Below are 21,894 nucleotides of genomic sequence, written 5' to 3'. Positions count from 1 at the left end.
CGAAAATGATAGTGATAGAAAGGAGGGGCTAGAGGTCCTGAGCTCTAAAGCGGAATCAAGGAATATATGAACAGAAACGTATGGATGCTGTCAGTGTGTCAGGCACTGCTGATGACGGGAAATATATTGCTAATTTCCGTAATTGGATTGGTCGGGAAACAGCTTGCTCCGTCAGACAATATGATCACCTTGCCGGTAGCGTTGCAGTTCCTGGGCCTAATGTGTGCGACCATACCGGCTTCGCTGATTATGGGGAAGCTAGGGCGCAAGAAAGGCTTTAGTATCGGAAACATCATTGGGATAACTGGCGCGAGCACGGTAGCTTATGCCTTATCCAATCAGCAATTCTACCTATTTTGTTCAGGCGCTTTTTTATTGGGTATAGGAATCGGTTTTGGTACTTTATATCGTTTTGCAGCGATTGAAGTGTGCAGTGAAGAAGTGCGTCATCGTGCGATTTCAATTTCTATGGCTGGTGGTGTTTTTGCGGCTTTTCTAGGGCCTAACTTGGCTATTTTATCTGTTGAGTGGTCGTCGGATGGCCTATATACCACGGCATTTCTTGCATTGGTGGTGCTCAATGTTATCGCGTTGGCGATTTTGCAATTCATCCAATTTCCTCCTGCACCTAAAAAGCACACCCAGCCAAGCTCCGACTCGCTAATGATGATCGCTAAGCAGCCTAACTTTCTCATCGCCGTATTTGCTGCAATGGTTGCGTACGCGGTAATGAATATACTGATGACAGCGACACCGTTAGCGATGATCGGATGCGGCTTCGATTTTCATAAAGCAGCTGGTGTCATTGAATGGCATGTACTGGGGATGTTTGTCCCAGCATTTTTCACCGGAAAGCTGATTGAGTTATTGGGTGCACGTAAGATGATATTGACCGGTGGGTTGCTGTTTGTGCTGTGTGTGATGATTAACATTAATGGACAAAGCATTTGGCATTTCCGTTCGGCACTTGTGCTATTAGGTGTTGGGTGGAACTTCATGTTTATCGCGGCAACCAGTTTGTTTAGTCAATCATACGCGGCACACAATAAACCTAAAGCGCAGGCCTTTAATGAATTTGTGGTGTTTGGTTGTGTGACCATCACCGCGCTACTTTCTGGCTGGTTGGAAGCGACAGTAGGATGGGAAAAGCTTAACGTTTACGTATTACCGTTTGTCATCGCTGTAATGGTGATATTTAGTGTTAACGTGTACCGTTCTCGTATGGCTGCGCAATAACGTCGCGCCACAATAATAAAGCCACTCTAACTAGTGTAAGGGAGTGGCTTTAGTGTCAGGCTAGTGCTTAGTAGGCAATACCAATTCTTTGGTTTAGATGTTTAGCCGATTCCAATTCATCGACCAAAGCATGAGCATAATCGGTCACCGAAATACGGCTGTTACCTTGCTCGTCCGTAAGTAATTGTTCCCCACCAACTCTATAGTTTCCTTGTTTGTCACCAGGGAAAATCTCAGCCGCTGGACTAATGTAAGTCCACGTTGTTGGTCCCTGATATTGGCGGAATACTTTCAGTGCTTCGCCTTGAGCGATGGCTTCTGGTTTGTACTCTTCAGGAAACTCTGGAATCGTCACTAATGGTGTGCTTGGAGCGACTTCCAGTGAACCGGCACCGCCAACCCAGACTATGCGCTGTGTCTTTGTTTCTGCAAGTGAGGCAAGCAGTCGGTTTGCCGATTTAGCCACGATTCCATGGTTGTTCGCTGCACGTCCGCCAATGGATACGACTAGTGTGTCTACATCAGTGAGAGCCTGCTCAAGATCAAAATCTTTGGATTCAATATCAAGTGTGCGAACTACGTTTGATAAGCCGTCAACCTTGCTCTTATCTCTAACTAGTGAGATGACATTGTGACCACGTGAAGCCGCTTCTTTTACGATCTCACCACCAATCCATCCAGTTGCGCCTAATACTGCAATATTCATAACGTCGTTCTCCGTGTGTTGTTGTGTTTTGACGATGGAGAAAGTTTATTAGTTAAGGTATTTGCAATAAATATCAAAAATAGATGTATATTGTATCTCAATAGATATCTAATTAGGGTGAGAAATGGATAGGTTGATCGCCATGCGTAGCTTTGTTGAGGTAGCAAACTGCGCCAGTTTTACCAAAGCAGCAGAGAACCTCGATCTAAGTCGATTACAGGTGTCTCGTCATGTCCAAGAGATTGAAACTTGGTTAAAACAGCGCCTGCTGCATAGGACCACAAGAAAGGTCAGCTTAACCTCGGTTGGCGAGCAAGCTCTGCGACACTGCGAGAGCATATTGAACGAAGTTGCAGAACTTGAAGTAAAAGCGCTGAGTCATTCCGACCGTTTAGAGGGGAGGATCCGCATTTCAGCGCCAATCGGTCTCGCGCAAACCATGTTGCTGGATGTGATTTCCGAATTCACTGAACGACACCCTGACGTGATTATTGAAGTGGTTGCCAGCGATCAGTTTTCTCAGCTTGTTGAAGAAAGGCTAGATATTGCTCTGCGCTATACCGCTGAACCTGATGACACTCTTATTGCACGTCGGCTTATGCATGTCGACTCCATCGTATGTGCATCACCACAATACCTGCAAATTCAGGGTGAACCAACTCAGCTCCAAGATCTCGAAGTTCATAACTGTTTTGGTCATTTAGGTGCAACACATTGGGACTTCGTAAAAGACAACCAACCAGTCAGCGTAAAAGTACAGGGTAATTTGTTTGCCAACGATACCATGATGATTTCGTTGGCAGCCCTGCGTGGAAAGGGTATTGCTCGTCTACCTTGTGATTTAGCAAATCCGCTAATCGCGCAAGGAAAACTCGTCAGGATTCTACCGGAATACACGTTACAGAGCAGTGCGATCTGGGCCGTGTATCTATCCCGTAGCTATCAATTACCTGTGGTTAGGCAGTTCATCGACTTTATCGCCGAGCAATGGAGCCACGACATTCGAGCACAGTAAGTCGATGTAAGTTGGACTTAGCACGCTTAAGGCAATATTTAATGATTAACTGCTCTTTTATTTGGGTTAAATCATTGCCCTTTGCCGCAAAATTGATATTATCGCGAAACATAGTCGGGGGGCCAAATGGCTGAGATCGCAAAAGCGAGACCCGTTGAACCTGATTCAGTTAACACTGGCGTAGGGAACTATCACTCTTGTCTCACTTGTGGCGATAGCCACGTGATCTAGGGCTAGAAGTTCCTGCACGCTTGCTTAGGAGCTTATATGCCGCACTCTTCATCTAACGATACTGTAAACACACCGATTGTTTTAACCATTGCGGGTTCAGACAGTGGTGGTGGTGCCGGTATTCAAGCTGACATTAAAGCTATCTCAGCAACAGGCAGCTATGCGTGCTCCGCGATCACTGCGATTACAGCACAAAACACCCTTGGCGTATCTGCTATCTTTCCAATTCCACTAGAGCACGTAGAGAAGCAGCTCGACGCGGTGTTTACCGACCTCAACGTAATCGCTGTAAAAGTTGGCATGCTTGCAGACTCTTCCATCATTAAAGTGGTGGCAGAAAAGATTAAGCAATACTCACCGAAATTCTTAGTGGTAGACCCGGTTATGGTTGCGACGAGCGGAGATCTTCTTTTAGAGCAATCGGCCATCACGACACTAAAAAGTGAGTTACTTCCTTTGGCTGATGTTATTACGCCAAACCTACCGGAAGGTGCAGCGTTAATTGGTTGTGACGTACCTGAAACTGAGCAAGCAATGACCGAGATGATTACGGAGCTGCGTAATCTTGGTGCTAAAGCTGTATTGCTAAAAGGTGGTCACCTAGAAAAAGATCAAAACAGTAATGACCTATTGATTACCGCGAACGAGGTCGAGCAGCTATCGGCAAAACGTGTGAAAACACGTAATACTCACGGTACGGGTTGTACTTTATCTTCAGCGATTGCATCGTATCTTGCGCAGGGTAACGACCTTAGCTCAGCGACGGCTTTGGGCAAGAAGTACATCTCTGAAGCTATTGCCCATGCTGATGAGCTGGATATCGGTTCTGGCCATGGGCCGGTTAACCACTTTTATGCAATCCAAGCAGGCAATCGCTAATACTATGTTGGATTCAACGAAGCTTGATTCAACAAAGCAGCCTGCCAGTCAGCAGAGTCATAATGAGGCGATAGAAAGCCCCGATGAATGCATCGACATTCGTGGTGGTTACTTGCGCTATCTAGATAACGCGCAACCAACGATTGAAAAACTGACTATGCAGATCCCAGCGAAAAACTGGACCTGCATACTGGGTAAGAGTGGCTGTGGTAAAAGCTCGTTACTGCGGTATTTAGCCGGTTTGCTCGGCGATAAAGTCGAATGGCGTGGTGCAGTTTCAATTCAAAATCAGCAAACGCTATCAGCAGAAGTGCACTCGTATATCGCTTACATGGCACAACAGGATTTGTTAATGCCATGGCTGTCGGTGCTAGATAACGTACTACTTAGCAGCCAATTTGGTGAAGCGAGTTCATTATCGAAGGGGCAGCTAACCTCCAAAGCATTAGAACTGCTAGAGCAAGTCGGTTTGCGAGACCACGCTCAGAGCTTGCCTCAACAGTTATCGGGCGGTATGCGTCAACGAGCCGCGCTTGCACGAACCTTAATGCAAGACAAACCGATTGTATTAATGGATGAACCATTTTCTGCGCTTGATGCTGTCACGCGCCACCGCTTACAGAATTTGGCGTGTGAACTGTTAAAAGAGAAAACGGTTGTGTTAATCACTCACGATCCGCAAGAAGCGATCAGGCTGGCTGGGCAGTTATACATTATGAGTGGCTCTCCAGCGCGGGCGGTATGTTTGGATGTCCCTAAATCTCCGACACCAAGAAAGCTCGATGCCGAATGTGCTCAGATTCAGCAAAGCATCCTAGACAGTTTGGAGCGTGATTATGAGTAGCATGACCCGTGTAACCGCCATTTCAAACAAATTGGAAAAGAAAGAACGAGTTTCTCACCCAGCGCTGCGCGTAGCGATTTCATGTTCTGTGATTGTCGCAATTTGGCAGTTGGTTGTGGTGGTGTTTGATATGCCGTCTTTCATTTTGCCTGCGCCTTTGGATGTGTTTGAACGCCTGATACAGCGCCACGACGTATTGCTGAAGCATACCTGGGTGACTGGGCAAGAAATCGTTCTAGGGCTATTTCTTGGCTTAACCATGGGGATGACATTTGCTCTGCAGATGCTGCTGTTCAAACCGGTAAAACGTTGGCTATTGCCTATGCTGATTGCCAGCCAAGCGATACCAGTCTTTGCGATTGCACCTGTGCTGATGCTTTGGTTTGGTTATGGCATCACCTCGAAAGTCGTCATGGCTGCGCTGATTATCTTCTTCCCTGTCACAACTTGTTGCTACGACGGCCTTAGAAATACCCCCGTTGGCTATATCGATCTTGCCAAAACGATGGGTGCGACTCGTTGGCAATTGCTAAGGCGTGTCCAACTTCCAGCCGCACTACCAACACTGGCGTCTGGTATACGTGTCGCGGTTGTTATCGCGCCAATTGGTGCTGTTGCAGGTGAGTGGGTTGGCTCGAGTGAAGGCCTTGGGTATTTAATGCTTCAAGCCAATGCTCGCATGATGATCGATGAAATGTTCGCCGCTCTATTTATTCTTTCTGCACTTTCCGTTGCGCTGTACTTCATCGCAGACAAAGGGCTTAAGAAACTCATTCCATGGGAAGCTTGAATCTCCCTCAAGCATATAAAGAAAACAAAAGGACTATCTAGTGAAAAACAAAACAATTTTAAGCGCAGTTGCGCTTGCTGCTCTGAGCCTATCTACCAGCGTAGCAGCTGAAACGAAGAAGCTGACACTTATGTTGGATTGGTTTGTAAACCCAAACCACGGCCCGATTGTTATCGCTAAAGAGCGTGGGTACTTTAAAGAACAAGGCATCGAAGTCGACATTCAAGAGCCTGCCGACCCAAGCACGCCAGCTAAATTAGTGGCTGCAAATAAAGTCGATTTGGCGGTGTCTTACCAACCGAGCTTAACCATTGACGTTGCTGCCGGTCTGCCGCTTGTTCGCTCAGCAACCCTTATCGCGACGCCATTGAACACTTTAATGGTGCTAGACAATAAAAAGATTCAAAGCCTGAGTGACCTTAAAGGTAAGAAAATCGGTATCGCTATTGCAGGTAACGAAGAAGCGACCATCGGTACTATGTTAGATAAAGGCGGCGTGAACTACGAAGACGTACAAATCATCAATGTTGGCTGGGCGCTATCGTCTTCACTTGCATCTGGTAAAGTGGACGCAATTTGGGGCGGACTGCGTAACTTCGAAACCAACCAACTTGAACTGGAAGGTTATAAAGCGAAAGCGTTCTTCCCAGAAGAGAATGGTGTTCCTGCCTACGACGAGCTTATTTTTGTTGCTAACGCTAACAAATACGACGAGCAAGCTATTGTAGCGTTTAACAAGGCGCTAGAGCAGGCGACAACTTATATTGTCAACCACCCACAAGAATCGTGGAAAGAGTTTGTTGCCTATGCACCGGATACATTAAACAACGAACTGAATGAGCGTGCATGGAACGATACGCTAACTCGATTTGCGCTGCGTCCTTCTGCTGTTGACCTTAAGCGCTACGACGATTACGCGCAGTTCATGTACGCGCAAGACATCATCGAATCGCTACCTGAAGCAAAAGATTACGTACGCAGTTTTCAATAATAACGACTTAGAGTTATCACAATGAACCATCAAGATTTAATCAACGCTTGCCGTGAAGATTGGGAAGCGTATACCAAGCATGATTTTGTTACCCAATTGGCGAAGGGCGAACTTGCTCAGCCTTGTTACTTGCATTACTTGAAACAAGATTTCTTGTTCCTTAAGCAGTATGCACGTGCTTATGCACTAGCGATCTACAAGGCGCGCACTCTGGAAGAAATGCGCTTTGCACTACCAAGTGTTCATGCATTGCTAGACTCCGAGATCAAACACCACGTGACGTACTGCGAGGAATGGGGTTTAACCGAGCGCGATATGGAAGCGGAGCCAGAGGATTTTGGTACTGTCGCATATACACGTTACGTGCTGGATGCAGGCATGACAGGCGATTTGGTTGACCTATACGCAGCGTTAGCACCTTGTTCAATCGGTTATGCAGAAATTGGCCGTAACCTTGGCAGTGATGAGAACACCGTTCGTGACGGGAACCCATATGCGAGCTGGATTGATCTATACAGCGGTGAAGAGTTCCAAAACGGCGTTGGTCACAGTATTGAACGTATAGACCAATTATTGGCCGAGATTGATGTCAATAGCCAGCGTGGCCAACACTTGATTCAAGTGTTCAAAACGGCGACTCGTATGGAAATTGCTTTTTGGCAGCAAGGCTTAGACGCCCTGCAAGCGGCTAAGTAACCGGAGGCGTACATGAACATTGAAACAATTAATAACGCGCTTAATGCAGTACGTGATCAAAAACCATTGGTTGTGAATATCACCAATTACGTGGTGATGAATAACACTGCAAATGCTCTGTTAGCGATTGGCGCGTCGCCAATCATGGCGCACTCTCAGCAAGAAATGGCGGAGATGATGTCTTTCTCTGGCGCGTTGGTGATTAACATTGGCACGCTTGATAGCGTTTGGACACCTAGAATGGCGTTTGCTGTCGAGCAGGCGAATTCAAACGGCAAAGTGGTGGTTCTAGACCCTGTTGGTTGCGGTGCAAGTTCACTGCGAACTGAGACGTCGAGAAAAATTGCGTCTTTGGCGGAAAAACTGATCATTCGCGGTAATGCGTCTGAAATCATTAGTTTAGCCGGTGAACAAGGGCAATCTAAGGGCGTAGACGCACTGGATAGCAGCGAAGCCGCACTGGGTGCCGCGCGTTATCTTGTCGAACACTACAAGTGTAGCGTCGTAATTTCAGGTGCGACCGATTACGTAGTGACTGAACATGACGTGTACACGCTAAATAATGGTCACGAAATGATGCCTTACGTGACGGGAATGGGCTGTACACTGACGGCTCTAACTGGCGCATTTGCGGCAGTAGGGGATACGACAGGTTTAGCTGCTGCCGCTGTTTTAGGGGTAGCTGGTGAAATTGCCGCTCAGCAATCAAAAGGGCCGGGCAGCTTGCAAGTTAACTTGCTGGATGCTCTGTACCAACTTGATGCGGACACACTCGCAGCGCGTTTGAAGCTATCGTAGTCCATTTTGTAAAACCTATGCAGAGTCTCCAGTATGCAGGCTCTGCATAAAATAGGAAGTCCTATGAACCCTTACCGTTTGTATCTAGTCACAGATGATCAACAAGATCTATCAACACTGGTTAATGTCGTAAAACAGGCCGTTGCTGGTGGCGTGACCATGGTTCAGGTACGAGAGAAACATGGTGATGTTCGTGCTTTTATAGAACGTGCGTTAGCGGTGAAAGCCGTATTGAAAGGCTCAGGTGTACCTCTTATCATCAATGATAGAGTCGATGTAGCATTAGCTGTTGATGCCGATGGTGTTCACTTAGGGCAGTCGGATATGCCAGCGGAAATGGCAAGATCTCTAATTGGTCCAGATAAAATCTTGGGCTTATCGGTAGAAAACGAGCGGCAACTTAGCGAGGCGTTAAAGCTTAATGTGGACTACCTTGGGTTGAGCGCAATCTTTGCGACACTAACCAAAACCAACATCAAGAAAGAGTGGGGCATCGAAGGATTAAGAGCAGCGGTTGCTCAAAGCCAGCTGCCAATCGTAGCAATCGGTGGTATTAACAGCTCAAACCTAGATGACATAGTAGCGACTCAAGTTGAGGGTATCGCTCTGGTTTCTGCAATCTGTCATGCCGATGATCCTGAATCCGCTTCCAAACAGCTAATCGCTCAAATTGAGAAGTCTGTAAGTTAGAGGGTTACAGAGTTGTAGTAGAGTAATAAAACGGACTACAGCTCAGTGACTATGGATATGACAGCCAACAAACTCTACTACGTATACGACCCAATGTGCTCTTGGTGCTGGGGCTACAAACCAACTTGGAGCAAAATTGAACAAGCAATCTCAAAGGACCTAGACGTTGTCTACGTTGTTGGTGGACTCGCACCCGACTCAGATGTGCCTATGCCGCTAGAGATGCAAACTCAGATAGCGTCATACTGGAAACGTATTGAAGACTATTTAGGCACTCAATTTAATTACGATTTTTGGGAAAAGAATACACCTCGTCGTTCAACGTACCCATCGTGTCGGGCAACATTGGCTGCCCGTAAGCAAGGTAAAGAGCAAACCATGCTCACTGCCATTCAACATGCCTATTACCTTCAAGCGCGTAACCCCAGTGATAATTCGGTATTGATTGAGGTTGCTAAAGAGGCCGGTTTAGATCAAGCGCAGTTTAAGGCAGACCTTGAATCGAGCGAGATTGAAACCGAGCTACAGAACGAACTTGCGCTCGCGCGTTCGATTGGTGGTAATAGCTTCCCGTCGCTATTTGTCGAGCGAGAAGGTCGTATTACTGAGCTTCGAATCGACTACCAAAATGCCGACTCCACCATCGATGAAGTGAAAGCGTTGTTAGCGCTTATCTGATTCAAATAGGGTGCAGCAAGCCTGTTCACCCTCCACAAACCAATACTCCTATGTACTTAAGCCGATTCATGCTTTCGGCTTGAGTACAGCTCAGCATCATCTACAGAACAATAACTCGCCGATATCGCACTCATTTCAAACGTCTTAAATCTACGAGAGTAGAAGCTAATTTAATTACTAGTCATATGGAAATAAACCTTTAACTATTGGTCTATTAATCGCTGGTTGGATTTGAATTATATTAATTTCATCCACCGATTTTTAAGGAAGAGACAATGAAAGTATTAGCATTTGGCGCAAGCAGCAGTAAAAACTCAATCAACCAGCAACTGGCACACTACGCAGCGAAACAGATTAAAGACGCCGATATCAACCTGATCGACATTAACGATTTCGAAATGCCGATTTTTAGTGAAGATCGTGAAAAAGAATTAGGCTCTCCTGAACAAGCGCAGCGCTTCTTCAAAGCTATTGGTGAAGCGGATGTGCTTGTTATCTCTTTTGCAGAGCACAACGGTTCTTATACCGCTGCGTACAAGAATTTGTTTGATTGGACGTCGCGTATCAACATGCAAGTGTTCCAAAGTAAACCTGTTCTGATGCTCGCAACGTCGCCGGGTCCAGGCGGTGCTAGTACCGTATTAGCAGCCGCGAAAGGATCTGCACCGTATTTTGCGGCTGATGTAAAAGCTGCTATTTCACTTGCCAGCTTCTACGACAACTTCGACTTTGAATCGGGCACGGTCACCAGCGGAGAGTTCAACCAGCAGCTGTTGGACGCGATCGAAACACTATAATCACCAAAAGGTAGCGCTATGGAACAGCCACTCCTAACCAAGCCTGTAAAGTCCGCGCTGCTTTCAATGGCAGCGCCAGCAGCGTTTGGCATGCTAATGACTTTCTTGTTTCAACTTGTCGACAGCTATTTTGTCGGCAAGCTGGGCACTCAACCACTAGCCGCAATAAGCTTTGCCTACCCAGTGTATATTCTTGTGGTAGGCCTTTTTATGGGTATCGCCGCCGGTGTTTCTGCCACAGTTGGTAAAGCACTTGGAGAAAATAACAAACGCAAAGCGCAATCGCTCGGCACCATTTCTATCGTCCTGTTTGCTCTCTTTACGCTGCTGCTTGGCGGGTTAGGGTATAGCACCATAGATGTGACATTTAGCTTGCTAGGGGCAGATGCTCAGACGGCCGCGTTAGTTGGCGAGTATATGGGGCCTTTGTACTTAGGTATGGCACTATTGGTGATTGGGTTAATCGCCAACGCTGCCTTGATGGCAAAAGGCGTAATGGTGAAAACAACCATCATCATGGCGATTGGTGGTGTCACTAATGTAGTGTTCGACTATTTCTTGATCTTTGGCTTCGGAATTTTCCCCGAGCTCGGACTCCAAGGTGCTGCGATTGCGACGTTGATTTCATGGGCTGTGATCGCCGTGTTGATGTTGGTGCTACTGTTCGAACAAGACATATTGTCGTTTCAAGCTGTCCATGACGTTAAAGCGCAAGTCGAAGAAATCTTACGAATCTCTACGCCTGCGATCGCCGCGCAAATACTCGGGCCAATAGCCATCGCATTTGTTACTCGCATGGTTTCAAGTCATGGGGAGTCGGCAATCGCTGCATTCGGAATTGCAACGCGATTAGAGTCGTTATTATTGACCGGTATTCTATCGCTTAGTGTGATTGTCACTCCTTTAGTCGCGCAAAATTTTGGTGCGAGAGCGACGCATCGCTTAGATGCTATCGTAGCGTATTCAGGGAGAATGACGGTGTATTGGGGGCTAGCGACGTTTGGATTGATTGCGCTTTTCAGCCGAGAAATCATGGGGTTGTTTACACATGAACCACAGGTCGTTGAGCACGGCGCGCTCTACTTTTACGTAGTGGGGATCACCTTTCCTGCTTATGGGCTAGTTTTACTCACGAGTGCATTTCTGAATGGCGTGCAACAAGCCAGTTCATCTCTCAAACTGACCTTAGTGAAATCACTAATGCTGACTATTCCATTAGTTTTTATTGGAGCGCAACTGGACATTGAGTTTATCTGGGGCGGGATTGCAATAGCGAATGTGTTGGGAATGATGTACGCCAAGAAATTGCTCGATAGCTGGGTGAAACAATCGGAATCACAGCTTGACCAACAGTCACCGATTGAAGACTACTGGAGTGATCTAAAGGGGTTATTCAGCCGCACTTAGCCCAATGAATTGACCGAGTAGGCTAAGGCATTACTCTGTGTTTTATTCGGCTTAATCCAACAGGAGTGATGCCCAGATAGCGTGCAATGTCGTTCTGAGTAACACGTTCTAATAATTCCGGAGCGGTATCGACTAGCTGCGTAAATCGTTGCTCGGCGGATAAGCATAATAGGTCGCGTTCACGCTGTTCTTTTTTCATTGCAAAACTGAGCAACAGCTGGATCATTTGCTGAGCGAGCTGTTCATCTTGTTGTGTGGTTTGATACAAATCCTGAAAATCAATCTGAAGTAACTCTGTGTCACTGAGTGCAACTAAGCCAAAAGTCGTTTTTTTCTGTGCATAGGCTGCAGTCATGCTGCCGATCACGTCTCCTTCCTGCAAAAACGATTTTATAAGCTCTTTGCCGTCTTCGGTGACATACACCGCTTTTAGAATCCCGCGTTGAATCGAGTATAGGTGGGGGCTACTTTCTCCTTGATGGAAAATATACTCACCTTGCTTTGTGCATACTCGCTTTCCGTATTTCTTTACGTATTCAGAAAATTCCATCACTTTTAACCCAGGTTAACGCCAACACCAGCTCTGTTGCTTAGATTGATTACCAATCAGCCTAATACAAGCAAAAGGAATGGTGAAGAATGGAGTTAACAAATAAGACAATACTCATCACCGGTGGGACGTCTGGGATAGGTTTGCACTTGGTAGAGCAGCTTTGTACTGGTAATCGAGTTGTTATCGCTGGGCGCGATCTCGAAAAGCTTCGACAGCTTGAGCTCAATTATGGCGTCGAAACTTGTTGGGTAGATTTAGCGGTGATTGAATCGGTAGAAAAGCTTGCCCAAACCATCGAAAACCAACATTCCCACATCGATGTGCTCATTAATAACGCTGCGGTTCAATACACGCCGACGTTCGACAGTGACGACTTCCACTACCAAACCATTGTTCGGGAAATTACGACTAATTTCACGTCGGTGTGCTGTTTAACTTATCTACTGCTGCCTCTGCTAAGAAAGTCTGATTCAGCTACCGTACTCAATGTGAACTCAGGGCTAGCGTTAACGCCTAAAAAAGGCTCTGCGGTTTACTGTGCCACCAAGAGTGCATTGAGTACTTTCTCTACCTCACTCAGTTATCAATTAGCCGAGCTCAATATCAAGGTGCTACAAGCCTTTCTTCCTGTGGTCGACACGCCCATGACGTATGGCAGAGGTAAAAGCAAGATGTCAGCTGAGCGCGCTGCACAAAAAATCATACACGGAATAAAAGCAGAGCAAAAAGCAAACGACATAGGCAAAGTTAAGCTGCTTCGATGGCTTCTGCGTTTTTTCCCTGCAATGGCATACCGAATCATGAGGAATGCGTAATGAAGCTGCATAAATGGTTTATGGTTTTATCGGCATTTGTTACTCAGGCCGCTGCATCTGAAGACGCTGTCGCTGCAGCAACGGACAGCCTGACCGTCGAAGTTGAAGTGACTGGGATTGATGTGGCACGGGGAGGAGATGTGATCGTGTTTGTTTTCGCCGAAGAAGGCTTTCCCAAGCAGCATGATAAAGCGCTGCAATCTAAAGTAATGCCGGTTAATGGAGACACGCAACACTTTGAATTTAATGTTCAGCAATCGAACCTAGCGATAAAAGTGCTACACGACGAAGATGGCACAGGCAAGGTTAGCAAAAACTGGACTGGCGTTTACCCATCGGAAGGGCTTGGATTTTCCAATGATCAGAAAGTGACGCTTCTTGGTGCTCCTACTTATCGAAATAGCGTGGTGAACCTGAATGAGCAAAGTGCTCGGCTTCAGATTGCCATTCTTTACCCGTAAGGAGCTGGCTATGTCTTCAATGATTAAAGTGCTACTGGTATTGGCGCTCGCATTCGCCTCTACGTTCATCCTACTCAACGCGATTGGGGTATTGAACGTTGAAAAAATTGAACGCTGGTTTGAATTGGCTCAGTCGATTTCACCGTTATACATTTTTGCAATTGCAGTATTACTGCTGACCGCAGACTTGTTCGTCGCAATGCCCACACTCACCATCACTTTGTTGGCTGGGTTCTTCTTAGGGCAATGGTTTGGTGCACTGGCGGCAACAAGTGGGATGACGCTCGCTGGGTTAGTCGGGTATGGAATATCGTTTCGATACGGCGAAAAACTGCTACTCAAATTACTGAAGGAAAAGACAAACATTGCAGAAGCAAAACAGGCATTTAACCAGCATGGTTTCACCATGATACTGCTATCTCGGGCTACCCCAATTTTGCCGGAAGTCACGGCCTGTTTAGCGGGCGCATCGGGCATGAAATTGTCTAAGTTCATGCTTGCATGGACTATTAGCACAGTCCCGTATTGCTTGATTGCTGCTTACGCTGGTTCCATCAGTAGCATGAATAACCCGAAGCCAGCATTGATCGCTGCGGCGTTAATGACAGGGATCTTGTGGCTTGGCTGGTACTGGTTTCGCAGGCAGGCTCTGGCAGTTGCCACCAAGTAAGCCTTATGCGATGTCATCAAATGGCTATTGATATTGATTCACATTATTTATGATTGCCCCAATGACATGCAAGGAGCTGAACCCACAAGGGTTAGCTCCTTTTTTAATGAGGCAATCAAAGTGAAAAAGACACTGGTTTCGACCCTAATATTAACGCTACTCGCATCACCTGCGTGGGCTGAATCAGAGGTGATAAGTGATAAATCGTTAGCTGAGAAAGCAGCGAAAGAGTTAGCTAACCCAAACACTGCCTATGCAAGTTTAAATTTTAAGTTTCAGTACAACGGTGGATACAAAGACGGCGGAAGCAACTTCACCACGGTGTTTCAACCAACATTGCCGTTTCCTTTGGATGGTGGTGACAAGATCATTTTTAGGCCAGCGGTGTCGGCCATAGATAACGACTTCAATGTCGGCAATGTGCACATGAATCAATCAGGTGTATCCGACATTTCATTCGACTTGGCGTATGCGCCAAACATTGCGCCAGATACGATTGTCGCGTTTGGTGTAATAGCATCGTTTCCGACAGGCAGTGATGAATTATCTTCGGATCAGTTCGCTGTGGGGCCAGAAGTATTGTTTGGTAAGCTAAGTTCAGAGCGAGTAGTAGGCTTGTTTCCTAACCACTTGTATGGCGTAGCGGGATCAGGCATTGATGAAGGCAAACGCATTAACAAAACGTCTTCGCAGCTATTTTGGGTAGAAATGTTAGGAGGCGGTTGGACGTTCGGCACAGCGCCAACCATTTCCTACGATTGGAATACCAATCAAGCCGAGATACCGCTGAACATAAGTGTCACCAAAACAACCGTTATTGGTGGTCGGCCTTGGAAATTCGGTTTAGAGGCGAATTACTACATCGAGAAAGACGATAAAACCAGACCAGATTTTATGATTGGATTCAACATCACTCCGGTGGTCGAAAATCAGTTGGCGTCTTGGTTAAATTAGGTGATTGAGAGCCTTAGCGACTGGCTAAGGCTCTATCGTTAAGAAGTTAAATGTGGCAGGTTACGCCTGTGCCATTTTATAGGTTCTGTAACCACCAATCAGATTGCGCGCTTTAAAGCCGTTGTTGACCAATTGGCGATACGCTACGTTACCGCGTAACCCAACTTGGCAATAAATCACAATCTCTTTGTCTTTTGGTAGTTCGTCCATACGATGGCGTAACTGATCGACAGGAATGTTAATCGCACCTTCAATGAAGCCGACATTCTCAAGCTCTCCCGGATTACGAACATCAAGCAGCACTTGGTCGTTTGTCAGTGAATCGATCTGGTCGTAATGAATCGGAGTGGCATCTCCCGCCATAATGTTGCTTGCAACAAACGCAGCTTGATTTATCACATCTTTTGCTGAGCCATATGGCGGCGCATAAGTAAGCTCGAGGTGTTGAAGCTGTTCCACTGTCATACCCGCACGCTGCGCGACTGCCATGACATCGATACGCTTATCGACGCCGTCTTTACCAGCTGCTTGCGCACCTAGGATTTTGCCCGTTTTAGGATCGAACAACATTTTGAATGAGACGATCTCTGCGCCAGGGTAGTAGCTCGCGTGACTGGCTGTGTGGACATACACCTTTTCGTATTCAATGCCTTCGCGCTTCAGTTGCTTTTCGTTTTTGCCAGTAGATGCAACCGCCAAATCAAAGATCTTACAAATCGCAGTGCCTTGTGTACCTTGATAGGTTTCGCTGCGGCCTAACATATTGTCTGCCGCCATGCGCCCCTGACGATTAGCAGGGCCCGCAAGAGGAACCAAAGTTTGCGCGCCAGTGACAAAGTCTTTCTCTTCAATAGCATCACCAACAGCGTAGATACTTGGATCGCTGGTCTGCATCATTTCGTTGGTGTAAATACCACCTAGCTGCCCAATCTGAAGCCCAGCCTCTCGGGCAAGCTTGGTTTCTGGTCGAACACCAACCGCCATGATGACGATATCGGTACGTAGTGTCTCACCGCTATTTAAAGTCAGGTTTAGCTCGCCATTGATATGTTGATGTGCAGTGCTTTCTCCGCTGTCTGCATTCGCTACTTGCTGATTTGGTACAAAATCGATGCTTTCAAGGGCGACACCAAGCTTTAGGTCGATGCCTTTTGAACGAATTTCTTGATGAGCAAACCCCGCCATTTCTCTATCTACTGGAGTCATGACCTGATCGGCCATTTCGATCAGCGTGGATTTGATGCCAAGTTGGTGGAAGGCTTCCATCATTTCCAAGCCGATGAATCCGCCACCCACGACAGTGGCGTGCTCTAGCTTGTTCATTTGAATGGTTTGGATGATTCGATCCATATCAGGGATGTTACGCAGTGAGTGCGTTAACGGATTATCAACGCCCGGAATCGGTGGAACCACTGGGCCCGCACCTGGACTTAGCAGCAAAAAGTCATAATTTTCTGTGTATTCAGAGCCGTCGAGTAGGTTCTTAATGGTGACTGTTTTCTCGTGGCGATTAATCGCTACCACTTCGTTCATCACACGAACATCGACGTTAAAACGGGCTAGAAAGCTCTCAGGGGTTTGTAGTAATAGCTTGCTTCGTTCCTGAATGTCGCCACCAATATGGTAGGGCAAGCCACAGTTGGCAAACGAGACAAAGGGCCCGCGCTCGAACATGATGATCTCTGCATCTTCACTTAATCTACGTGCACGTGCGGCGGCTGATGCACCACCAGCGACCCCACCAACAATAACAATTTTAGTCATTTAGAACTCCAACTTACCAACGCCCTGACATCAGCGTTCTCAGGCTATATCGAAACCTAGCTGCATTCTTTACGTGATTACTCATGGCTTGCTAGGCAAATTTTCTATTACGTTAAACCTATAAATTAGAAAAGTCTAATGTTAATTTTGCTAAATTCACAAACTCTAATTTAGTGTTGACTGAATATACTTATATAAGTAATATCTAATTAAGGTTTTTATTGAGGAGTCTGTTGTGGTTGAAGAACAGCTAGACATAAAAAGCATGCAGGAAAAAGTCACCGAGGCTGCCGATTTACTGAAAGTAATGGCGCATCCAGAACGGTTGCTCGTGCTTTGCCAATTAACGCAAGGGGAAGTAGGGGCTGGTGCGCTACAGCAAGCGTCAACGTTGAGCCAATCAGCGTTCTCTCAGCATCTCACAGTACTGCGTAACCATAAGCTGATATCAGCACGAAAAGAGTCACAGCAAGTGTTCTATTCATTGGCGGATCCAAGAGTGGAAACACTTATTGGCAGCCTACACAGCGTGTTCTGCAAAGAGGAAACATCATCATGATGCAAGCATTACCTTGGGAATCACTATTTGGCGGCATTTTGCTTGGCGTATCGGCGGTATTGCTCTTATTAGTGAACGGTAAAGTGGCTGGCATCAGCGGCGTTATTAATGGCTTGTTAGCGCCTAAGTCCGGTGATTATGCTTGGCGACTATTGTTTGTGCTGGGCATGGTATCCGGTGGAGTGCTTAGCGTTATGATGCTAGGAATTGACGCGCCAAGTACACAAAGCAGTTCTTTATTGGCTCTGTCGTTAGCGGGTTTACTCGTGGGGTTCGGTACTCGCATGGGTAATGGCTGTACAAGTGGACACGGTATCTGCGGGATTGGCCGTTTATCGAAGCGCTCAATCGTGGCGACCTGTGTCTTTATGGCTGTGGCAGCGCTTACCGTTTTCATTCGCCTACATGTGCTTTAACGATAGGGATAAGACAATGTGGTTATTTAGAATTACAGCATTACTGAGTGGGTTATTGTTTGGTGCTGGAATGGCAATTTCAGGCATGATTCAACCAGAAAAGGTGATTGGCTTTCTCGATGTTGCAGGCGCGTGGGATCCGAGCCTAGCGTTTGTGATGGGAGGCGCGTTACTGGTGTTTATGCCGAGCTATTTCCTACTCATTAAACCAAGAAAAGCATCGGTCACTGGCGAAGCAATCTGTTTGCCAACCAAAAAGACGTTAGATTCAAGGTTGCTTTCAGGGGCCGCGATTTTTGGCCTTGGATGGGGTGTTGCAGGCATTTGCCCTGGGCCGGCAGTCGCCAGTTTGGCGTTGGGTGATAAAGGCATAGTGTTGTTTCTTTTATCCTTGATTGTCGGTTCTTTGATTGGGCAGCAGGTATTGGAACCCAAACAACCCTCACCATCAATTCCTCAAAACTAGTCAATGATGAAATGAAAAGGCCCAGCGATAGCTGGGCCTTTGTTTTTTAATGAAGACTGCTGTCTATTTTACTTTGTTGCCGTTCACCCATACGGAAGAAATCGCAGGCTCCGTGGTGTGTACAATGATTTTTTCTAGGATGTCTCGCGGTGAGTCCAAATCTGAGTAAACGCGGACTTGGCTGTGTTTTGCGTTCGTATCGACCACAATGGCATCGAGTAAGTACCCTGGTTTGAATACGCCGATAGGCAAATCCAGTGTTAGACCACCGCCGTGCGTTGCCATCCAAAATGCTTCAACGAAAGAAACACGGGTATTCGGCTCGCCACGGTTTTGCATTAAGTGGGTATTGGTTCCCGCTTCACGTACTCGCGAATGGCTGACAGCATCTAAACACGCATGGAAGATTGATGGAATCGGGCCACCAGACAGATCCGAGCCTAAGCCCACATGCAGATCTTGGTCAATTGCTTCTCTCAGAGGGAACGTCGCATCGGCAAAATACATGTTAGAAAGTGGGCAGTGAGCAATACCAGCGCCCACTTCTTTAATGGTTTGCTTGTCGCATTCTGATAGGAAAATCGAGTGCGCCAGAACGGTTCTGCGTGTCAGAAGCTGAGTTTCATGGTAAATCTCGACGTCTGTTTTTTGGTACTTCTCTTGCGAGAAATCACGCGCCCAGTCGCTTTCTGAAGCGTGAGTTTGTACATGACATTGATAATGTTGCACAAGCTTACCAAGCCCTGCTAGAAGATCTGTCGAGCAAGTCGGTACAAAACGAGGCGTCACAACAGGATGAACAAGGCCACTCTTGTCATCAATGGCGATAATGTTTTGGATGAATGCTTCAGCATCGCTTAGGGCGATTTCTGTGCTTTGTTCGACATAGTAGTCTGGACACATCGATTTTTCGTCCATCGATACCTTGCCGATTAATGCTCGCTGGCCTTTTTGCTTACACACTTTGGCTAGGTATTCTGAGGCTGCATTGTCAATCGTTGCAAAGTACATCGCCGTTGTTGTGCCGTGGGCGATCAGCGTATCGACTAGTTCTGGGTAGAAGCGCTCGCGGAAATCCGCATCTTTGTACTTACTTTCCAGTGGGAAGGTGTATTGGTTAAGCCAATCAAACAAAGGCAAATCTAACCCTTTACCCGATTGAGGCCATTGAGGCGCGTGAGTGTGTAGATCCACAAGGCCAGGAAACAGATACTGGCTGTCACTCAGAGTAGTTAAGGTGTTCTGCTCTTGGTGCTTTTGTACAATGCTTTGGTAATCGTGCTGGTCTGGAGTTACAACTTGGCTGATTTTCCCCAGTTCATCGAACTCGATACAAGCGTTAACAAGGTGCTCAAATTCGCCTTTCACGGGAGCATGAAAAACGTGTCCTAAAATGGCTTTTTTCGACATGATGGATTCCTAGAAAAAGCCCAGCCGCAAAACTGAACTGGGCTTAAGTCGGTAATGATAAAGTCGTCTAATCGAAACGGCTTATAGCGACAACGCTGTTTTCAGCGCTACGTTAATCATTTCGTGCAGCTCAGTGCGACGCTCATCGGCAGTAAGGTGTTCGCCCTTAGTGATGTGGTCCGTCACCGTACACATTGCGAGTGCTTTACAGTTGTTCTCGGCTGCACATGCGTAAAGTGCATTTACTTCCATTTCAACACCCAGTACGCCGTATTTTGCCATGAGGTCATACATATCAAAATCTGGGCGGTAGAACAGGTCTGATGAAAATACTTGGCCAACACGGTATTTCATGTCGGTTGTTTCAAGCACAGATACACACTTCTGTAGCATGTTGTAATCAGCCAGAGCTGCGAAATCGTGATCGCGGAAACGAATACGGTTCATTTTAGAATCAGTAGACGCGCCCATCGCAACGATGACGTCTTTCAGTTTAACGTCGTCGTGGATCGCGCCACAGCTGCCGATACGGATAAAGTTCTTTACTTCAAACTCTGTCATTAACTCGTGGAAGTAGATGCTAGCAGATGGGCCACCCATTCCGTGCGCCATGACTGACAAACGCTTACCTTGGTAAGTGCCTGTGTAAGCGTAGATACCGCGAACGTCAGAGATCAGCTTTGGATCTTCCAAGTACGTTTCTGCGATAAGTTTTGCGCGCAGTGGGTCACCTGGCATCAAAATAGTCTCTGCGAAGTCACCTTTGTTAGCATTGATATGTGGAGTAGGCATAATAATTTCCTTAAGACAGAGTAATAAGCAGGCCAGCGATAGTGCCTGACATTAAGTTAGCTAGAATAGCGCCTAAAAGAACGCGAGGGCCAATTTCTACAAGTAGTGGGCGACGATCTGGGCTCATTGCACCAATACCGCCAATAACCATAGCGAGTGAGCCAATGTTAGCGAAACCACACAGGCTGAATACGATGATTGCTCGAGTCTTTTCAGACAGCGTTTCACTGATTTCTACGTAGCTCATGTAAGCAACGAATTCATTTACCGCAATCTTTTTACCGATAAGGGCAGCGGCGGTTACCGCTTCGTCCCATGGCACACCCATCAAGAACGCCAATGGCGACAGAGCATAACCAATGATCAGCTCAAGGCTTACATTTTCAAAACCGAATAAACCGCCCACACCTGAAACAATACCGTTGAGCAAAGCAATCAGTGCAACGAACGAAATCACCAACGCGGTAACGGTAGCAACTTGCTGCATGCCAACGAGTGAACCTTCTGTGATGGCATCTAGGAGCGATTTAGGGGCGTCTTTACTGTCTACCTTAATCGCTTCATCGGTTACAACTTCTTCTGTTTGTGGGCAAAGCAGTTTTGCAAACAGCAGGCCAGCTGGGGCCGTCATGAAACAAGCTGTGATGATGTACTTAGGATCCACACCTAAGCTGATGTAACCCACCATTGTGCCGCCTGCAACACTCGCTAGGCCGCCTGTCATTACCGCGAACAGCTCTGAACGCGTCATGTTTTTAACCAGTGGGCGAATCATAGAAGGCGCTTCGATTGGGCCAACAAAAATGTTCGCTGTTGCGCTGAGTGATTCTGCGCGAGACGTGCCTAGCAGCTTAGTTAACACGCCACCAATTACGTTGATCAATGCTTGCATGATGTTCAGGTAATACAGAACAGAGATGAGTGCCGAGATAAAGATAATCACACACAGCACATTGATGACAAAAATGAAGCCCATTTTGAACTTAGCAATATCACCGAATGCGAAACCTAAACCTTCGTTAGCGTAAGAGATTACATGGTTTACGCCGTTTGCCATGCCTTGCAAAATTTGCTCACCAATAGGTACGAACATAACAAATGCACCAAAACCAATTTGTGCAATTAAGGCGAGGATAACGGTTCGTTTATTGATGGATTTACGATTTTCGGAGAATAGGAAACCGATTGTTAGTAAGGTAAAGATACCAACAATGCTCATTAGTATAGACATGATACTGCTCTTTCATGTTCTACCTAGCAACATCCATATTAAAAG

At 46.6% G+C, this 21,894-nt stretch carries 25 protein-coding genes and 1 riboswitch; of the genes, 19 read left to right on the top strand and 6 right to left on the bottom strand.

Going from position 1 to position 21,894, the window contains the following annotated elements; translation table 11 throughout:
• Positions 1–66: 66 nt before the first annotated feature.
• The gene (locus tag J4N42_RS19205; RefSeq protein ID WP_252031094.1) at positions 67–1,236 is read left to right on the top strand and encodes an MFS transporter; all 1,170 of its coding nucleotides are present in this window, start codon (positions 67–69) and stop codon (positions 1,234–1,236) included.
• Between the two features lie 67 nt (positions 1,237–1,303).
• On the opposite strand, the gene J4N42_RS19200 is transcribed toward J4N42_RS19205, so the two are convergent.
• Positions 1,304–1,942, bottom strand: a complete 639-nt coding sequence (locus tag J4N42_RS19200) for an NAD(P)-dependent oxidoreductase (protein WP_252031092.1) — start codon at positions 1,940–1,942, stop codon at positions 1,304–1,306.
• 124 nt (positions 1,943–2,066) lie between these two features.
• Here J4N42_RS19200 and J4N42_RS19195 point away from each other — a divergent pair, with 124 nt between their 5' ends.
• From J4N42_RS19195 to J4N42_RS19145, 11 genes are all read left to right on the top strand, one after another.
• Positions 2,067–2,957 carry a LysR family transcriptional regulator gene (locus tag J4N42_RS19195; protein ID WP_252031089.1) on the top strand — a complete coding sequence of 297 codons (891 nt, stop codon included), beginning with the start codon at positions 2,067–2,069 and terminating at the stop codon, positions 2,955–2,957.
• Between the two features lie 105 nt (positions 2,958–3,062).
• Positions 3,063–3,161: riboswitch (TPP riboswitch) on the top strand.
• 63 nt (positions 3,162–3,224) lie between these two features.
• Entirely contained in the window at positions 3,225–4,067 is an 843-nt protein-coding gene (thiD, locus tag J4N42_RS19190) for a bifunctional hydroxymethylpyrimidine kinase/phosphomethylpyrimidine kinase (RefSeq protein WP_252031086.1), read from the top strand.
• Positions 4,042–4,911, top strand: coding sequence for an ABC transporter ATP-binding protein (locus J4N42_RS19185; RefSeq protein ID WP_252031083.1), 870 nt, complete (start codon positions 4,042–4,044; stop codon positions 4,909–4,911). Before thiD ends, J4N42_RS19185 begins: the two co-directional genes overlap by 26 nt.
• Entirely contained in the window at positions 4,904–5,701 is a 798-nt protein-coding gene (locus J4N42_RS19180; RefSeq protein WP_252031081.1) for an ABC transporter permease, read from the top strand. The genes J4N42_RS19185 and J4N42_RS19180 overlap by 8 nt, the downstream gene beginning before the upstream one ends.
• Positions 5,702–5,741: 40 nt before the next feature.
• Positions 5,742–6,692, top strand: coding sequence for an ABC transporter substrate-binding protein (locus tag J4N42_RS19175; RefSeq protein ID WP_252031079.1), 951 nt, complete (start codon positions 5,742–5,744; stop codon positions 6,690–6,692).
• Positions 6,693–6,713: 21 nt separating this feature from the next.
• Complete coding sequence (gene tenA, locus J4N42_RS19170) at positions 6,714–7,388, top strand: thiaminase II (protein WP_252031077.1); 675 nt, start codon at positions 6,714–6,716, stop codon at positions 7,386–7,388.
• A 12-nt stretch (positions 7,389–7,400) separates the two neighbouring features.
• On the top strand, positions 7,401–8,186 hold the full coding sequence (gene thiM, locus J4N42_RS19165) for a hydroxyethylthiazole kinase (RefSeq protein ID WP_252031075.1): 786 nt from the start codon (positions 7,401–7,403) through the stop codon (positions 8,184–8,186).
• A gap of 63 nt (positions 8,187–8,249) precedes the next feature.
• A complete protein-coding gene (gene thiE, locus J4N42_RS19160) occupies positions 8,250–8,876 on the top strand; it encodes a thiamine phosphate synthase (RefSeq protein ID WP_252031073.1) in 627 nt (208 codons plus the stop codon).
• Positions 8,877–8,933: 57 nt separating this feature from the next.
• The gene (locus J4N42_RS19155; protein WP_252031071.1) at positions 8,934–9,554 is read left to right on the top strand and encodes a DsbA family protein; all 621 of its coding nucleotides are present in this window, start codon (positions 8,934–8,936) and stop codon (positions 9,552–9,554) included.
• Positions 9,555–9,829: 275 nt separating this feature from the next.
• Positions 9,830–10,351 (top strand): NADPH-dependent FMN reductase, encoded by a 522-nt coding sequence (locus tag J4N42_RS19150; protein WP_252031069.1) that lies wholly within the window; start codon positions 9,830–9,832, stop codon positions 10,349–10,351.
• An 18-nt stretch (positions 10,352–10,369) separates the two neighbouring features.
• Positions 10,370–11,758, top strand: a complete 1,389-nt coding sequence (locus J4N42_RS19145) for an MATE family efflux transporter (RefSeq protein WP_252031067.1) — start codon at positions 10,370–10,372, stop codon at positions 11,756–11,758.
• Positions 11,759–11,780: 22 nt separating this feature from the next.
• On the opposite strand, the gene J4N42_RS19140 is transcribed toward J4N42_RS19145, so the two are convergent.
• The gene (locus tag J4N42_RS19140; protein ID WP_252031064.1) at positions 11,781–12,308 is read right to left on the bottom strand and encodes a Crp/Fnr family transcriptional regulator; all 528 of its coding nucleotides are present in this window, start codon (positions 12,306–12,308) and stop codon (positions 11,781–11,783) included.
• An 89-nt stretch (positions 12,309–12,397) separates the two neighbouring features.
• Between J4N42_RS19140 and J4N42_RS19135 the strand changes: the two genes are divergently transcribed.
• The 4 genes from J4N42_RS19135 to J4N42_RS19120 all read left to right on the top strand — a co-directional run bounded on the left by J4N42_RS19135 (position 12,398) and on the right by J4N42_RS19120 (position 15,211).
• A complete protein-coding gene (locus J4N42_RS19135) occupies positions 12,398–13,126 on the top strand; it encodes an SDR family oxidoreductase (protein WP_252031061.1) in 729 nt (242 codons plus the stop codon).
• On the top strand, positions 13,126–13,587 hold the full coding sequence (locus J4N42_RS19130; protein WP_252031058.1) for a DUF2141 domain-containing protein: 462 nt from the start codon (positions 13,126–13,128) through the stop codon (positions 13,585–13,587). The genes J4N42_RS19135 and J4N42_RS19130 overlap by 1 nt, the downstream gene beginning before the upstream one ends.
• A gap of 10 nt (positions 13,588–13,597) precedes the next feature.
• The gene (locus tag J4N42_RS19125; protein WP_252031055.1) at positions 13,598–14,257 is read left to right on the top strand and encodes a TVP38/TMEM64 family protein; all 660 of its coding nucleotides are present in this window, start codon (positions 13,598–13,600) and stop codon (positions 14,255–14,257) included.
• A gap of 120 nt (positions 14,258–14,377) precedes the next feature.
• Positions 14,378–15,211, top strand: coding sequence for a hypothetical protein (locus tag J4N42_RS19120; RefSeq protein ID WP_252031052.1), 834 nt, complete (start codon positions 14,378–14,380; stop codon positions 15,209–15,211).
• A 60-nt stretch (positions 15,212–15,271) separates the two neighbouring features.
• On the opposite strand, the gene J4N42_RS19115 is transcribed toward J4N42_RS19120, so the two are convergent.
• Positions 15,272–16,975: an FAD-dependent oxidoreductase gene (locus J4N42_RS19115; protein ID WP_252031049.1), complete on the bottom strand. Its 1,704-nt coding sequence runs from the start codon at positions 16,973–16,975 to the stop codon at positions 15,272–15,274.
• Between the two features lie 265 nt (positions 16,976–17,240).
• Between J4N42_RS19115 and J4N42_RS19110 the strand changes: the two genes are divergently transcribed.
• From J4N42_RS19110 to J4N42_RS19100, 3 genes are read left to right on the top strand one after another with little or no spacing between them, the layout of a single operon-like run.
• Entirely contained in the window at positions 17,241–17,534 is a 294-nt protein-coding gene (locus tag J4N42_RS19110) for an ArsR/SmtB family transcription factor (RefSeq protein WP_252034101.1), read from the top strand.
• Positions 17,531–17,950 (top strand): YeeE/YedE family protein, encoded by a 420-nt coding sequence (locus J4N42_RS19105; protein WP_252031046.1) that lies wholly within the window; start codon positions 17,531–17,533, stop codon positions 17,948–17,950. The genes J4N42_RS19110 and J4N42_RS19105 overlap by 4 nt, the downstream gene beginning before the upstream one ends.
• Before the next feature lie 16 nt (positions 17,951–17,966).
• Positions 17,967–18,416, top strand: coding sequence for a YeeE/YedE family protein (locus J4N42_RS19100; RefSeq protein ID WP_252031043.1), 450 nt, complete (start codon positions 17,967–17,969; stop codon positions 18,414–18,416).
• Between the two features lie 63 nt (positions 18,417–18,479).
• Here the strand turns inward: J4N42_RS19100 and guaD are convergent, their stop codons facing one another.
• From guaD to J4N42_RS19085, 3 genes are all read right to left on the bottom strand, one after another.
• A complete protein-coding gene (gene guaD / locus J4N42_RS19095) occupies positions 18,480–19,826 on the bottom strand; it encodes a guanine deaminase (protein WP_353505357.1) in 1,347 nt (448 codons plus the stop codon).
• Between the two features lie 81 nt (positions 19,827–19,907).
• Positions 19,908–20,618: a purine-nucleoside phosphorylase gene (gene deoD, locus J4N42_RS19090; protein WP_252031040.1), complete on the bottom strand. Its 711-nt coding sequence runs from the start codon at positions 20,616–20,618 to the stop codon at positions 19,908–19,910.
• Positions 20,619–20,628: 10 nt separating this feature from the next.
• Positions 20,629–21,849 (bottom strand): NupC/NupG family nucleoside CNT transporter, encoded by a 1,221-nt coding sequence (locus J4N42_RS19085; RefSeq protein WP_252031037.1) that lies wholly within the window; start codon positions 21,847–21,849, stop codon positions 20,629–20,631.
• Positions 21,850–21,894 lie beyond the last annotated feature (45 nt).

This window comes from Vibrio sp. SCSIO 43135 (genome assembly GCF_023716665.1).
Lineage (GTDB): Bacteria > Pseudomonadota > Gammaproteobacteria > Enterobacterales > Vibrionaceae > Vibrio > Vibrio paucivorans.
Note: the sequence above shows the minus strand (reverse complement) of the source record. Positions and strands in the feature narration are given on the sequence as shown.